At 69.3% G+C, this 15,327-nt stretch carries 9 protein-coding genes and 3 pseudogenes; 8 read left to right on the top strand and 4 right to left on the bottom strand.

The genetic code is table 11. The features are described 5' to 3' along the window. Positions 1–95 precede the first annotated feature (95 nt). Together ACIBAF_RS39835 and ACIBAF_RS39840 are read left to right on the top strand one after the other, a co-directional pair. Positions 96–584: pseudogene (locus ACIBAF_RS39835) on the top strand (zinc-binding dehydrogenase); the annotation flags it as partial. A gap of 245 nt (positions 585–829) precedes the next feature. Then, positions 830–961, top strand: coding sequence for a hypothetical protein (locus tag ACIBAF_RS39840; protein ID WP_399470042.1), 132 nt, complete (start codon positions 830–832; stop codon positions 959–961). 778 nt (positions 962–1,739) lie between these two features. Here ACIBAF_RS39840 and ACIBAF_RS39845 read toward each other — a convergent pair. From ACIBAF_RS39845 to ACIBAF_RS39860, 4 genes and pseudogenes are all read right to left on the bottom strand, one after another. Further along, positions 1,740–2,431: pseudogene (locus tag ACIBAF_RS39845) on the bottom strand (alpha/beta fold hydrolase); the annotation flags it as partial. Positions 2,432–2,647: 216 nt separating this feature from the next. After that, a pseudogene (locus tag ACIBAF_RS39850) lies at positions 2,648–2,886 on the bottom strand (radical SAM protein); the annotation flags it as partial. A gap of 410 nt (positions 2,887–3,296) precedes the next feature. Beyond that, positions 3,297–4,076 (bottom strand): thioesterase II family protein, encoded by a 780-nt coding sequence (locus ACIBAF_RS39855; RefSeq protein ID WP_399470044.1) that lies wholly within the window; start codon positions 4,074–4,076, stop codon positions 3,297–3,299. 20 nt (positions 4,077–4,096) lie between these two features. Then, positions 4,097–5,425, bottom strand: coding sequence for a 3-deoxy-7-phosphoheptulonate synthase (locus tag ACIBAF_RS39860; protein ID WP_399470090.1), 1,329 nt, complete (start codon positions 5,423–5,425; stop codon positions 4,097–4,099). Between the two features lie 600 nt (positions 5,426–6,025). On the opposite strand from ACIBAF_RS39860, the gene aroA reads away from it, so the two are divergent. The 6 genes from aroA to ACIBAF_RS39890 all read left to right on the top strand — a co-directional run bounded on the left by aroA (position 6,026) and on the right by ACIBAF_RS39890 (position 15,294). Beyond that, positions 6,026–9,034, top strand: coding sequence for a 3-phosphoshikimate 1-carboxyvinyltransferase (gene aroA / locus ACIBAF_RS39865; protein ID WP_399470046.1), 3,009 nt, complete (start codon positions 6,026–6,028; stop codon positions 9,032–9,034). Positions 9,035–9,077: 43 nt separating this feature from the next. Next, the gene (locus ACIBAF_RS39870; protein WP_399470048.1) at positions 9,078–10,241 is read left to right on the top strand and encodes an acyl-CoA dehydrogenase family protein; all 1,164 of its coding nucleotides are present in this window, start codon (positions 9,078–9,080) and stop codon (positions 10,239–10,241) included. Between the two features lie 47 nt (positions 10,242–10,288). Next, positions 10,289–11,083, top strand: a complete 795-nt coding sequence (locus ACIBAF_RS39875; protein WP_399470050.1) for an SDR family oxidoreductase — start codon at positions 10,289–10,291, stop codon at positions 11,081–11,083. A 17-nt stretch (positions 11,084–11,100) separates the two neighbouring features. Continuing rightward, positions 11,101–13,194 (top strand): FAD-dependent oxidoreductase, encoded by a 2,094-nt coding sequence (locus ACIBAF_RS39880; protein ID WP_399470052.1) that lies wholly within the window; start codon positions 11,101–11,103, stop codon positions 13,192–13,194. 199 nt (positions 13,195–13,393) lie between these two features. Further along, complete coding sequence (locus ACIBAF_RS39885; protein ID WP_399470054.1) at positions 13,394–14,638, top strand: MFS transporter; 1,245 nt, start codon at positions 13,394–13,396, stop codon at positions 14,636–14,638. Positions 14,639–14,640: 2 nt separating this feature from the next. Continuing rightward, positions 14,641–15,294 (top strand): NAD(P)H-binding protein, encoded by a 654-nt coding sequence (locus tag ACIBAF_RS39890; RefSeq protein WP_399470056.1) that lies wholly within the window; start codon positions 14,641–14,643, stop codon positions 15,292–15,294. Positions 15,295–15,327 lie beyond the last annotated feature (33 nt).

Genomic DNA, 15,327 nt, shown 5'->3' on the forward strand with positions numbered 1-15,327 from the left:
GGGCCTACTCGGTGACTTGACGATCACTCACTCGGGAAGGTACGCCCCTCGCGCGTCCTCCAGAGGAGCTGATCCACAAGTCCTGAGCATTGCTCGTTTCCCCCGGCGACTTCGTCGTTCTCAACTGGCGTGCCGTGTGCGGTCAGTGCCGGGCCTGCCTCCGAGGCCGGCCCTGGTACTGCTTCGCCACGCACAACGCCCGGCAGAAGATGACCTTGCTGGACGGCACCGAGCTGTCACCCGCCCTGGGGATCGGCGCCTTCGCCGAGAAGACGCTGGTCGCAGCCGGCCAGTGCACCAAGGTCGACCCGGCCGCGTCACCGGCCGCGGCCGGCCTGCTCGGCTGTGGCGTGATGGCGGGCATCGGCGCGGCGATCAACACCGGCGCGGTCGGCCGCGGCGACTGCGTGGCCGTCATCGGCTGCGGCGGCGTCGGCGACGCGGCGGTGCTCGGCTCCCGGCTGGCCGGCGCCGCCAAGATCATCGCCGTGGACGTCGACGACCGCAAGCTCGCCGCCGCGGCGTCGCTGGGCGCCACGCACACCGTCAACTCGCGGAAGACGGACCCGGTCGAGGCGGTACGCGATCCGCGCAGTCAGAGGCGGGACTTGCTCACCGGAACGGGGACGGAGGGACAACGGGCACCTCGACAACTGCATCGGTCATCGGAACGACCCGAGCATGCCCGTTGATCATGCTGCCGCACTGCGAAACTCCAAGATCCCCGACAGAGTCAAGCTGAGACGGGCGACGAGGCCGCGCTGCCCTCCGATTACCGCCGGATCCTTCAGATCGTGCGGCCGCCGACGGCCCGGTGCAGATCAAGGCGGTGGGTGAGGAGCTGGGGCTTGAGGTCGGGGTGCGCAGGAAGCTGGAGCCGCTGCGGGCGAAGATGACCAAGCTCGCCGATCATGGCTGGCTGTACAAACGGCCCGACGGGAAGTTCACCGCGCGCCGGTAGACGCGCGGGACTGGTGGCGGCCGGGGCGTAACCGGCGGGGCCCCGGCGGCAGTTGAGTTTGTGAAAAGAAAAACGACCATCCCGTCGAGGGCCCTGACGGCCTTGTCTGCGCTGCCCGGACGCCGCTGTCGAGTGCCACTTTGAACTATCTCGCCGACCTGATACGCGGCCACTGCAGGAAGATCGGCTCCAGGTGGCGGGCCCTGCCCGCAGGGAAGATCGCCGGCATCGTGCTGGCGGTGCTGCGCTGTGACCAGCGGCCCCGCGATCTGGTCTGCGGAAACGGGGTGCACGTACCACCGTGTCACGGTGGGTGCGGGAGGTCGTCGGCTTGCTGGCCGCCCGCGCCCCGCGCTGGACCGGGCGCTGAAGAAGATCGCTCGAACGGGTGGCGGGACGGTGCTGGACGCCTCGGTGATACGCACCCGGCAGCGCACCGGGGCCGAGAACCGCAAGAGCCGTAGGTACGGCGGGAGGCGACGTGCAGCACCGTGATCTCGTGCGCGAGCGCGTCGTCGGCGGCCTGGCGGGCGCGGCGGGCGGCCTGGCCCTCGCGCCACGTAACCCGTCCTCAACCAGCACTGTTGCTCTGACCGGTTGAATCTAAGGATGCCGAGTTCCCGGGCGACCGCCGTAACCGTCTTGCCCGAGGAGTCGACGAGCGCGATCGCGTCCCGCTTGAACTCTTCGGTGTACTGCTTCGTGTACTTGCTTCCCACCTGGTGCTACTTCCTCTGGAACCTCAGATCCCAGTCTCCAGGTGTCCACGATCAAGGGGAAGGTCCAGCCGCCGTACCCGCTGCGGATACAGCTTGGCGTAGACCGCGCCCAGGTAGGTGCCGTACGAATAGCCGAAGTAGCTGAGCTTCGGCGCGCCCGTCGCCGCGCGGATCGCGTCCAAGTCACATGCGGCGCTGACGGTGTCGATGTACGGCAGCACGCGCGCGTACTTCGTGCCGCACGCCTTCGCGAAGCCCCGTGCCCGCTCCAGGTTGGCCCGCTCGACCGCCGCGTCGGACGGCACCGAGTCCGGCCGCACGGGGGCGAAGTGCCCCGGCGCGCAGTCCAGAGAGGGCTCGCTGCGGCCCACCCCACGCGGGTCGAAGCCGATGACGTCGTACTGCGAGGCCACTCCTGCGGCAGCGCCGACGCGACGAACGGGGCCAGGGCCAGCCCCCGGTCCCCGGGACTGCCGGGATTGACCAGCAGCGGCCCCTGGTACGTCGTCGCGGTGTGCGGGACCCGGGAGAGCGCCAGGGTGATCTGCCGGCCGCCGGGGTCGTCGTGGTCGAGCGGCACCTTCAGGGAGGCGCACTGCAGTGTCGGGTGGTCGGCGGTCGCGCACTTCTGCCAGGTGAGCCCCGAGGGGGTGGCAGCGGCGGGCACCGGGTCCGCACCGGCCGGCCCGGCCGTGACGGTCGCCGCTACGACGGCGGCGACGGCGCACAGCGCGGCTGCGCGTGAGTTCATGCGGAGTCAGTCCTCCCAGAACGGGGGCTGCGTGAGGCCTTCGACGGCCGCGGATGGCCGGACCGCGTGGCTCACGGCCCTCGCGGCATCGTCCCGGAAAGATCGTCCGTAAATACTCGTTCTTGCGATAGATGACCCGATTGGGCCGCCGGATGCCCTCGAACGCGTCCGCGTCAAACCGGCTGGGACGCCGTCGAACACGGTCGGATCGCGGGATCAGATCGGTGTCGGATCGGGGCAGATCAGGGTCAGCTGGGTCGGCCCCGGCGCCGTCTGCTCCTCCCCCGCTCCGGCGGCCGGATCCGACGGGGCATGCCCGCCTGCGCCGGGCCGATGCCGTACTCCTGGGCCAGCTCGTGCACCTGGCGGGTGATCCGCCGCTGGTACCACTTTGGGGCGTAGGAGCCGTCGGCGTACAGCCGTTCGTAGCCGCGCAGCAGATACGGATGGTGCTTAGATGCAGCACAAGCGGGGTGACCATCGAAGTCCTGGCGCTGGAGGTAGGCCGCGACCGCGGTGAGACACAGAGGCAGGCGGTTGGTGCGGAGCTGGTAGCGCACGGAACGTCTGCCGCGGGCAGCCGAGCACCGGGCAGACCAGGCGCCGGACCCGCACCGACGCCACGACCGCCGTCCGTCCACCGGCACGTCCGCGAGCACGCGCCCGCGGGTCCGCGCCGATACCCGGACGACCTCGCCCTTGTCCGTCACGCCTTCGGCGCGAGGGCCGACAGTCCCGAAAGTGCCACGCCCACAAGCTCGTTGACATCGCGCACACCATGCCAACGGCAGCCGCCATCCTTCGTCTCCACCGATTACGCGACAGAGGGCCGCTTCGTGGATTGTCGATTGATGGGGGGCCGACTTCAGGGAGCGCTCTGAAGGGAGGACAGCTTTTCGGCGACGAACGTTGTCACCGCTTCATGGTGCTCTCTCACGAAGAAGTGCCCACCCGGGAAGACGCACAGATCGAAGGGGCCGGTGGTGCGGTCGCGCCAGGCGTTGGCCTCGGCCTTGGTGGTACGAGGGTCGGCGGCACCCGTGAGGGCGGTGATCGGGGTGCGGAGGACGGGGGTGGGAGCGGAGGTGTAGGAATTCAGGGCCAGATAGTCGGCGCGGAGGGGTTCAAGGATCATGTGAAGCATGTCCTCGTAGCCCAGCAGGCGCGGGTCGGTGCCGCTCAGTTTCTGGATCTCGGCGAGCAGATCGTCGTCGTTGGCTGGGTCGATGGCCTCGTCGCGAGGCTGCGTCGACGCTCGGCGCCCGGAAACGAAGAGCATTTCCAGGGGATGGCTCAGGCGCTGCTCGAAACGTCTGGCCACTTCGAAGGCGAGCACGGCGCCCATGCTGTGACCGAAGAACGCCATCGGACGGTCGATGAACCCCTTGAGCTCGTCGAACAGCTGGTCGGACAAGGTGTGGAGGTCGGTCGGGGAGGGTTCATGGCGCCGGTCCTGGCGGCCCGGGTATTGCATGGCGAACGTGTTGAAACGGTCGGACAAGGTCGCACAGAATTCGCGGTAATAGCTCGCGGAGCCGCCGGCGTGCGGAAATACCACAAGCCGCATTGCTTCGGGCGGTCCGGTGCGGTAACAGCGAAGCCACAGGCTCGCTGCATGTTGTGAAGTGCTCTTCGTTTCCTTCATCGCGATTCCTTGTTATCCGCTTAAGGGTTTGTGATGGATGCCGCTTTCCGGAAAGCGGTGGCATTCTCCGGGGCTCGTCCGTTCGGCGCGTGACGGAAAGCGGGCGCGGCGTGGCGGGCGTCTGTCCAGGCGGATACGAGACCGATGGCTTGCTCGGGGTTGGCGCGGGGGTCGCACAGCGTGGTGCGGCGGCCGACGGCGCCTTCCAAAGCGCGGATGTCATCCACGCATTCGAGGACGTCGTCCGGGGTGGTCTCCAGGTGAAGTCCGCCGGCGAGGCCACCTCCGGAGCCGACGGCACGGCGGAATTCCCGGATCTCGTGAGCCATCGTGGGCAGCAGGCGGGTCTTGTGACCGCCAGGGCCGGTGACGGTGTTGCCGTGCATGGGGTCGCACAGCCAGATGACCGGGTGGCCGGCGCGAGCAACGGCCCGGACGAGCGGGGCCAGACGATGCCCGACGGCGTCGGCGCCTATCCGGGCGATGAGCGTGAGGCGTCCGGGTTCGTGGCCGGGATCGAGGCGGGTGCACAGGGCGGTGATCTCGTTCTCGGTCATCGTGGGGCCGACCTTGACGGCGACGGGGTTGACGACGTTCCTGATCAGCTCGACGTGGGCGCCGTCGAGCCGGCGCGTGCGGTCGCCGATCCAGGGCCAGTGCGTGGACCCGAGCAGGTGTTGTCGGTCGTCGAGTCGACGCATCAAAGGGTGTTCGTAGTCCAGCACGAGGGCTTCATGGCTGGTCCAGACGGCGGATTCGGCATCGGGTGCACCGCAGGCCTGGAGGCCGGCGGAAGACCCACGCCATCCCAGGTGCTCCATGACATCGCCCGCGGTCATGTAGGCGGCGAGCAGGCGCAGCGGGTCGTGGCGGCGGCTGTCGGGTTCGGGCAGCGGGGAGTTGATCATGTGACCGCGGTAGACAGGCAGTTCACGGCCCGCCACGTCCTCCACGGGACGGGAACGAGGCTTGGCGAACTGGCCTGCAATGCGGCCTACGCGCAGCACCGGTTTGCCGGTGTCGAGTTTGAGGGCGGCGGTGAGGAGGTCGAGCAGGGCGGATTTGCGCCAGACATGCTCGGCTGTGCACTCGTCCGGGTTCTCGGCGCAGTCGCCGGCCTGAATCACCAGTACTTCACCCTGGGCCACTCTCGCCAGCAGTGAGCGAAACCTGAGGACGTCCTCGAGCCGGACCAGTGGCGGACGGCCGGCCAGGACCGCCCGTGCTCGATCAGCAAGTGCTCTGTCCGGCCAGTCGGGTTGCTGGTCGGCCGGTCTGTGTGTCTGTGGAACAGGGCTTCGCCTCAAGACGGTCTCCAGGTCGTATATCGGTCGGAAAACACAGTCCATGCCAGCCGTCACGAACAACTCATGGCGGACCTTCGTGGAATTCGTGACCGGATACAGACGATAGGAGGCGGAGGGAGGCGTGCTCAATGCGGCTCGACTGCCTCAGGGGGGAGCGGGACAAAAAATAGGGGGATGCCTGGGAGGGGGGGGCCGCCCAGGACATGCGACGTGCTGGCGCGGCTTCATTCGCACGAAAGCGGCTTGTCAGCGTGTGGCTATGGTTCGACCGGAGGAATCCCTGGATCGGCAACCCCCTAGACGCCGCTGCTTCTCCCGCCGCCGTGCCGAAGCCGGGCCGCTGGACGGACATGGTGCGAGGCCGTGTCGATCGTCGAACCCTGCCGCCCTCCACGACGCTGCCATGCCTGCTGTGTCTGTGTCAGTTGACGTCATCCACCTTTAGGGGATGCTAGGGGCTGATGCATTTCCCTGTTCCCGTGGAGCATGAATTGCGAAGCCTTGCTGACCGGCGCAAGTCCTTCGGGGCGCAGCACGCTTGAATTGCGGCTGGTCGTGGCCCGTCTCGTGGGAGCGCAGCGAGAACTCCGGTCGTTCTTCGATTTTCCGGAGCGCTGTCAACGACTAGGAGCAGTCAGTCTTATGCATCTTCTCGTCAGGGGGATCCAGCACCGGGTGACCGGTGAGATCCTCGTACCGAATTCCAAGTACCACGCGCACCGTGCCCTGATCCTCGCTTCCCTGGCCGACGGAGAGAGCCGTATCCACGGGCTTACCGATGCCCGGCATGTCGAGTACACCGTGAGGATGCTGCGCGGGCTCGGGGTGCACATCACCCGCCAGGGCGACACCTTTGTGGTGCAGGGGCTCGGCGGCCGGTACCGGCCCCGTCGAGCAGAGGTCTCGGCCGGAAGCTCCGGCACCACGCTCTACTTCATGATCGGGCTTGCGTCCCTGTCGGACCGCCCGGTCGCGATCACGGGACAGAAGTACTTCCGGCGTCGTCCGGTGGGGCCGCTGCTGCAGGCACTCGAAAAGATGGGCGTCCAGCTGCGCTCGGCGGACGGCTGCCCGCCCGTCCACGTCGAGTGCCGCAGGCCGACCGGGGGACACGTGACCATTCCGGGCACACTGTCCCAGTGGATATCCGGGCTGCTGATGCTTGCGCCCTTTGCCACCGGGCCCACCACCATCGAGGTGGAAGGGGACCTCAACGAACGCACTTACCTGGAACTGACGGTCGCGATGATGCGGCAGTTCGGTCTCGGCGTGGTGGTGTCGCCGGACTGGCGGCGCTTCGAGGTGGCTCCGGACCAGATGGCGCGGGCCGTCGAGCTGACTCTGCCGCCGGACATCGGCTCGGCGGCCTTCGGTATCGCCACCGCCGCGCTGCACCCTTCCGACGTGCTGCTGGGCGGTATCGCGAGCCTTGACGGCGGGCCGGCCGACCACCCCGAATTCCACTTGCTCGACATCGCCCGTGCCATGGGCGTGCCGCTCGAGAAGGATGAGACGACTGGTGGCCTGCGCATCCGGCAGGCCACACCATTGCTCAAGGCCGTCGAGGTGGACTGCCGCGACGTACCGGACATGCTGCCGATCCTGGCCACCCTCGCCACCTTCGCGCACGGGGAGTCGGTCTTCCACAACATCGCGCACACCCGACTGAAGGAGTCCGACCGGGCCGCCGCGATGCTCCAGCTCAACTCCATGGGCGGCAAACTGGAGCTGACCGACGACACCCTGACAGTGCGCGGAGTGGGAGACCTGGCGGGGGCGCGGCTCTCGTCGTACAACGACCACCGCGTGCTGATGTCGCTGGCTGTCGCCTCCTCACGGGTACGCGGCCACTCCATGCTGACCTACCCCAACGCGTACCGCATCTCGTACCCGGGGTTCCTCGACGCGATGAACACCATCGGCGTGCCGATGACGGTGGAACAGGGCACCGAGCGCACCGCCTCCAGTCCCGGTCGGCGACGCGCACCGACGGCGACGACCCCGGAGACAGCAGCACAGGTCACCCTGCCGGCACGGCTGGACCGTCATGCCACGTCCTTTCCGGAGGACACCGCCGTCGTGGACGTGAGGCAGGATGGAGACCTCGTCATCACCTGGCGTGAGCTGGCGGACCGGGTGGAGCGGGCCGCGGCGCTGCTGCTGGGGCTCGGCGTGCGGCCCGGGGACAACGTGGCGTACCAGTTGCCGAACCGCCTGGAGTTCGTGGTGCTGTCGCTGGCGGCCCTGCGGATCGGCGCGGTCTGCTGCCCGGTCATGCCGTTCTACCGTGAGCGTGAGCTGGCGTTCGTACTTCAGCGGTCCAAGGCACGCGTCCTGGTGGTCATGGACGAGCACCGTTCGCGGCGCCCCGCTCAGGAGGTCCTGTCACTCGCCGCCCTGCAGTCCGCGCATCTCGAGCATGTCATCGTGGTGAGCCGGTCGGCCTCCGCCCGATTGCCGCAGGTGTCCGTGGACGGAATCTCGGTACACGACTGGGCGGCCGCCCTGGAGGCGACGGCTATCGACCGGTCGGCGCTCGACGCGTTCCTGCCGATGGCGGAGATGACGGCGCAACTGCTCTTCACCTCGGGCACCACGGGCGAACCCAAGGGTGTCACGCAGTCCTCCGCCAACCTGGTCCGGGCCGCCGCCATGGAGATCAGGCATCTCGGCCTCGGCGACGCCGACACCGTGTGGGTGCCCTCACCGCTCGCCCACCAGACGGGGTTCCTGTACGGGATGGTGCTGGCGATCGTGCTCGGCGTGCCGCAGATCCTGCAGTCCGAGTGGGACCCGAAGCGCGCCGTGGTCTCGCTGAACACGCACAGGGCGACCTTCGTGCAGGCCGCCACACCCTTCCTGTCCGATCTTGTGAAGGCTGTCGAGGACACCCGGGAGGTACCGCGTTACCTGCGGATGTTCGTGGCCACCGGGGCCACCGTGCCGCGTGGTCTGGCGGAACGCGCGAGTCTGGTGCTCGGTACCACGGTGTGCGGAGCGTTCGGCACCACCGAGACCTGCCTCGGAGCGCTGTCCGCGCCGGCCGATACGCCGGAGCAGTGTTGGGGCACCGACGGCCGTGCGTTCGGCGGTATCCGGCTGCGGGTCACCGACGACGAGGGCCGTGTCCTTCCCTCGGGGGCCGAGGGCAACTTCGAGATACGTTCGCCCACGGTCTTCTCCGGTTATCTGGACCGGCCCGACCTGACGGCGGAGGCCTTCACCCGGGACGACTGGTATCGCACCGGTGACCTGGCGGTGATCGACGAGAACGGCTTCGTACGGATCACCGGGCGAGTCAAGGACGTGATCAACCGCGGTGGCGAGAAGGTCCCGGTCGCGGAAGTGGAACAACTGCTGTTCGGGCATCCGTCGGTCGACGATGTCGCGATCGTCGCCATGCCCGACGGCCGCCTCGGCGAGCGCGCGTGTGCCTTCGTGGTGCTGAAGCCCGGCGCAGAGCTCGGCTTCGACGACATGCGCCGGTACCTAGACCGACGCCAGGTGGCGAAGCAGTACTGGCCGGAACGGTTTGAACGGGTGGCCGCCCTGCCACGCAACCCGGTCGGCAAGGTGCAGAAGTTCGAACTGCGAGCCAGGGCCCGCGGTCTGAGGCCGCACGACGAGGCCGACGGTGAACCCTCCTCGTGATCCTCAGTCACCCCGTGACAAGAAGTAAGGAGAGGCAGAGCAGATGATGGACGAAGAGCGGTTCCACCGCGTCCGAGGCGAGGTCGAGCAATGGGTGCGGGGGTCGGGCGAACGCTGGGCTGAGCGCATCGAGGAGACGGGCGAGGTCCCGGAGGCGCTGTGGGCTGAGCTGAACGGACTGGGGTTCCTGCGGATGGCCGCCCCGGTCGAGTACGGCGGGCAAGGGCTCGGTTTCGCCCAGTGGATGGAACTGATGGAGATCTTCTCCCGCTCCCACGGGTCCATCCGCATGATCGTGCATGTCGTCAATGGCATCTGGCGCTCCATGGACGGGCACGCCTCGGACGAGCAGCGGAAGCGGTTCGTCGTCCCCTCGGTCATGGGTGAGATCAAGATCGCGTTCACGCTGACCGAACCCGGTAACGGAACCGGTGCGGACATCACCGCCTCGGTGACCCGTGAGGGCGACACCTATTACCTGTCCGGCCGAAAGCACCTGATCACGTTCGGGATGCGCTGCGACTACTATCTGCTGGCCGCACGCCTGGCGGGCACCACCGGACACGAGGGCACGGTCGCCCTGCTGGTGCCCCGCGACGCGCCTGGGGTAAGGGCCGAGGACATCTCCGACACCATGGGTGTCACCGGCACCGACCACGCGTCCCTCGACTTCGACCGCACGCCCGTGCCGGTGGACCACCGCCTCGGCGAGGAGGGCGAGGGGCTGGAGGTCTTCCTCGGAGGATTCCTCACGCCCTCGCGGATCTCGGTCGCCATGAGCTGCGTCGGACTGGCCCGGCGAGCCCAGCAACTGGCCTTTGACCACGCGCGTACCCGGGTGACCTTCGGCAAGTCCCTGACCGAGCGTCAGGCGATCCAGTTCATGCTCGCCGAGAACGCCACCGCCATCGAGGCGGCCAGACAACTGGTGCTGCACGCCGCACGCCGCTTCGAGGCGGGTGCCCACGACGCGTCGATGCAGTCCTCGATGGCGAAGATGCACGCGGTGACGATGCTGACCACCGTCACCGACAAGGCCTTGCAGATCCATGGCGGGCTCGGCTACTGGAAGTCACAGAAGATCGAGCGCGTCTACCGCGACGCCCGCGCCCAGCGCTTCGAGGAAGGCACCAACGAGGTGCAGAAGGCCGTCGTGTTCCGCGAACTGCTGCGGCAGGGCGCCGTCTCCGGAGAGGTGGAGCGTTGACCCAGGACAGCAGCAGGACACCGGAAACCGGGACAGCTCCAGTCTCTTTGATCACAGGTGCCTCGCGCGGCATCGGCCGGGCGCTGGCGCTCACCCTCGGTCGCCAGGGCCACACCGTGGTGGTCAACTACAAGAAGAACGCCGACCTGGCGGAGAAGACCGTCGCCGACATCGAGGAGGCCGGCGGCCGGGGACTCGCCGTTCAGGCGGACGTGGAGACCACGGAGGGCGTCCGCGCACTCTTCGACGAGGTGGCGCGCTGCTGCGGGCGTTTGGACCACTTCGTGTCGAACGCCGCGGCCAGCGCCTTCAAGAACATCGTCGACCTGGGTCCGCACCACCTTGACCGTTCGTACGCGATGAATGTGCGACCCTTCGTCCTCGGAGCGCAGGAAGCCGTCCGGTTGATGGACAACGGCGGGCGGATCGTCGCCCTCTCGTCCTACGGCTCAATCCGCGCCTACCCGACCTACGCCACGCTGGGCGCGATGAAGGCCGCGATCGAGGCATGGGTGCGGTACATGGCAGTGGAATTCGCGCCGTACGGCATCAACGTCAACGCGGTGAATGGCGGTCTGATCCAATCGGACTCACTGGCGTACTTCTACAACGTCAAGGGCATGCCGGACATCGGCGGAGTGCTCGACCGCATTCCCGCCCGGCGCCGCGGCACCGCCCAGGAGATGGCCGACACCATCGCCTTTCTGCTGGGCGACGGGGCCGGGTACATCACGGGCCAGACGCTGGTGGTGGACGGAGGCCTGAGCGTGGTCGCGCCGCCGTTCTTCGCCGACGCCGGCGACGAGCTCCGACTGCCGCCCCGCCCGACGCGGGACACCTGAGCGGCAAGGGGCGCAGCGTGTACGACCATGTCTTCCGGCCCGGTGCCATCGGCACGCTCGGGCTCGCGCACCGCATCGTCATGGGTGCCATGCACCTCAACCTGGAGACCGTCGACGACGGGGGCGAGGCACTCGCCGCCTTCTACGCGGAGCGCGCGGAGGGCGGTGCGGCCCTGATCGTCACGGGTGGCACCGCGGTCAGTTCCGTCGGCGTGGGCGGCCACGGGTACGGACTGATCGGCAACCGTACGCACATGGCGGCACTGTCGGCCGCCGTGCGTGCGGTGCACGACCGCGGCGGACGGATCGCCCTCCAGCTCTTCCATGCAGGGCGGTACGCGCTCCTGGGCGCCGGTGAGAGCCCCTCGCTCGCCCCCTCTGCGGTCCACTGCCGCTTCTCGCACAGCACCCCGCGCGCGATGACGCCCGAGGACATCGTCGCGACGATCGGTGACTTCGCCTCGGGCGCGGCTGCCGCGCGTGAACTCGGGTTCGACGCGGTTGAGGTGATGGGTTCCGAGGGCTACCTGATCAATCAGTTCACCGCTCCGCTGACGAACCGCCGCGACGACGAGTGGGGCGGCGACAGCGAAAGGCGGCGCCGGTTCCCCGTGGAAGTGCTGCGCGCGGTCCGCGCCGCCGTCGGCACGGACTTCCCGGTGCTGTTCAGGATCTCCGGGGCGGATCTGGTCGACGGCGGTACCCCCGCGGAGGATGTGGGCGCGCTCGCTGTGGCACTGGCGAAGGCTGGCGCGGACGCGCTCTCGGTTGGCACGGGATGGCATGAGTCGCCGGTGCCCACCGTGCAGGCCCAGGTCCCGGCGGGCACCTGGGCGTACTGTGCCCAAGCGGTGAAGCGAGCGTTGCGGGCGGACGGCTTGGGCTCCGTCGCGGTGATCGCGTCCAATCGCTTCAACCGTCTCGCGCAGGCCGAGGAGGCGCTGGCCGACGGCGAGATCGACTTCGTGGCCATGGCCCGGCCCTTCCTCGCCGATCCGGAGATCGTCGCCAAGGCAGCCGTCGGCCGCTCCGACACCGTGAATCTCTGCATCGCCTGCAACGAGGCGTGCATCGATCGCTCGTTTGGCTCCGACCGGGTGTCCTGCCTGGTCAACCCCAGGGCCGGGCACGAGACGGAGTTCCCGTCCGGTCCGGGGCGCGGGGGCGGCCGGCCGCGGCGCGGCCGCTATGCGGTGATCGGCGCGGGGATCGCCGGCCTGGAGGCGGCGCGTGCCCTCGGGAAACTGGGCCACCACGTGGAGGTGTACGAGGCGGCCGCCGAGCCCGGCGGCCAGTTCCGGCTGGCCGCGCAGGTACCCGGCAAAGCCGACTTCGCGGAGACCGTCCGGCACCATGTCCGCGAACTGCGGGAACTGGGCGTGACCCTGAACACCGGCCGCAGGGTCGGTCCCGAGGACGTCACCGTGCTGCAGGCGTTCGAGGGGGTCGTGCTCGCCACGGACGTGGTTCCCGCGCGACCCGCCCTTCCGGGCGTGACGCTGCCCCATGTCCTGGACTACACCCAGGCGTTCGAGGACTCCCTGTCGCTCGGACCCAGGATCGCTGTCATCGGGGGTGGCGGCATAGCGGTCGACCTGGCGCACCGGCTCACCGCCGAGCCCGGTGCCAAGTCCACACCGGAGGACTTCCTCAAGCGGTACGCCGTGGGCAAGGCGGGCGCGGCGACGGTCTGGGCGCGTCCCGGGCACTCCCGGTCCGCCCGGCGTGGCCGTGAGGTCACACTGATGCGTCGGGGAAGGACGATCGGCCACGGCATCGGCCCCAGCACACGCTGGGTCGTCATGGGGGAACTGCGATCCGCCGGTGTCCGCATGCTGACCGGCGTGACGTGCCAGGAGATCACCCCTGACGGGGTGGTGGTCCGTGATGCCGAAGGGGAGCGGCTCGTTGCCGCCGACCATGTCGTCCTTGCCGTGGGCCAGCGGCCGGTGACGGACCTCGTTGCCTTGTTGCGCGCCGCCGGCGTGCCGTTCGCCGTCGCCGGCGGCGCCGCCGGCACCGAGGGCCTGAACGCCGTACGAGCCACCGCGCAAGGACTGCGGGCCGCACACCGCATCGCGCGTGTGCCGAGCGAGAACAGGGGCGGATAGGGGATGGAGACCCTGTCGGATCGAAGCGGAAAATCATCCATGCCTTCGGTGGGGCGGACGGCTCGGCGGACCCTTCCGACAGGACGGCCGTGGTGCACGGCCCCGCCGGGCGATGACTTCCGGACCGTGCTCCGGGCGCCCCGCACGCACACCTCGCAGGCATGTATGCACCCGGCACCGACCCAAGGGAAAACAAAACATGTTCCGTTCGCTGCGCACGCTCTGGGGAGAACGGCATGTGCGTCGGCTTCTGCCGCTGTCGTTGCTCGCCCGAACCCACCTCAGCGCCCTGCCGGTTGCGCTGTCGTTCCTGATCGCCGACTGGACCGGTTCGTACGCCAGCGTAGGTCTGCTGTCCGGCGGGATGGCGGTCGGACAGGCGGTGGCCGGTCCGGTGCGAGGACGGATCGCCGACCGTGACTCCGTGACCGGTGTCCTGTTCACCACGGGTGTCGCTTACGCTCTGGGGCTCGGTCTGCTGATCGCCGTGGCCGCGTTGGCACCGGTGAGCCTGTGGCCGGTCGCCGTGGTGATCGCCTTCTGCACGGGGCTGGCCCTGCCGCCCGTCTCCCAGATCTCCCGGTCGGTGTGGCCGCGGCTGGTCGAGGACGAGCAGCGGGACGCCCTCTACACACTGGACTCCACCGGGTACGAGCTGGTCGCTATGGCGGGACCTCTCCTGGCCACGACAGCCGTGACGTTGGGGGGCGGCATGGCCGCCGTGGCCGTCTGTGCCGTACTGGCCACGGGAGGGGCGATGGCCTTCGCGCTGGTACTGCGGGCGGCTGCACTGGAGCGAGTCGAGCCGCGCGGCCAGGCGGAGCCACGCGAACGGGCGAAGCGGAGCTCACTGCTGCGTGATCCGGTCTTCCGGCGCGCGGTGCTCGTGGCCTTCTTCCTGATGGCGGCCCTGTTCTCGTTGAACCTCTCACTCGTGGCCTGGGGCCGCGACCACGACGAAGCGACCACGGCGGGAGTGCTGATCGCCCTGTTCAGCCTGGGTTCCGCCATCGGCGGACTGGCTGTCGTCGGACGTGGCCGCCAGCAGAACAGCGAGCGCAGCATAGGGGTCCTCGTGGTGGGCCTGACCATGCTGGCGGTGCTGCTGCCGCCGCTCTCGGAGCAGACCCCGGTGTGGGCGCTCGCCGTGGCGACGGCCCTGACGGGGACGGCGGTCGCCCCGAGCCTCGGGGCGAGCAACGCCCGGATCGGCGATCTCGCGCCGCCCGAGCGCCGCGCCGAGGCGTTCGGTTGGCTGGCCACGGCGACCACTGGTGGAGTCGCCCTGATCATGCCCATGGTGGGCTGGCTGCTCGACAAGCGGGGACCGTCGGCGTCGATCGCCCTCGGCGCGGTCGCCGCGCTGGTCTCCGCGGCCCTGGCCGTCAGCCTGCCGAAGCCCGTCCGGCCCGAGGCCGCCGTGCCGGCCGCAGAGGTGAACTGAGGATGCGTGTAGTGATCCTGGGCGCCACGACGCGTCTCGGCACCCGGCTGTCGGAAACCCTGCTCGCTCACGGCGTGACACCGGTGGGACTGATCCGCGGGGCCGAGCACGCGCCCCGGTTACGGGAGGCCGGCGTCGAACCGTTAGTGCTCGGCGCCGACAGCGGCCGGGCGGCGGAGAAGGTCGTGGCCGCCATGGCCGGAGCGGGCGCGGTGGTGCTGGCCGCGGGCACCGGGCTCGGATCCGGCACCTCCGCGGCCGTGTCCCCGGCCGCCTTGCTGGCCCTCTCGGCCGAGCGAGCCGGCGTCCGCCGCTTCGTGCTGGTGAGCGCCATGCTGCCGAGCGAGAGCGACCGCGCGGCGCTCGGCGACGATCTGCCGGCGTATCTGCGGGAGAAGGAGCGGGCGGAACACGCCGTGCGGGAGCGGGACCTGGACTGGTGCGTGCTGCGCCCCGGGGAACTGGATGATTCTCCGCCCACCGGACGGGTCCGGCTGCGCTCCGGTCCCGATCCGCGGCCCGACGGGCCCATCGGGCGGGCCGACATGGCCATGACCATCGTGGAGGTGGTCACCGCGCCGGAGGCGGTGCACAAGGTGCTGGCCGTCTCCTCCGGCACCCGGGGGATCCGAGCAGCCTTGGGTGACACTGAATAGCCGAATATCCGGATCTCGCCTTTTTTGTCGGGA

Origin of the sequence: Streptomyces sp. NPDC051677 (genome assembly GCF_044453465.1) — a bacterium.
Classification (GTDB): domain Bacteria; phylum Actinomycetota; class Actinomycetes; order Streptomycetales; family Streptomycetaceae; genus Streptomyces.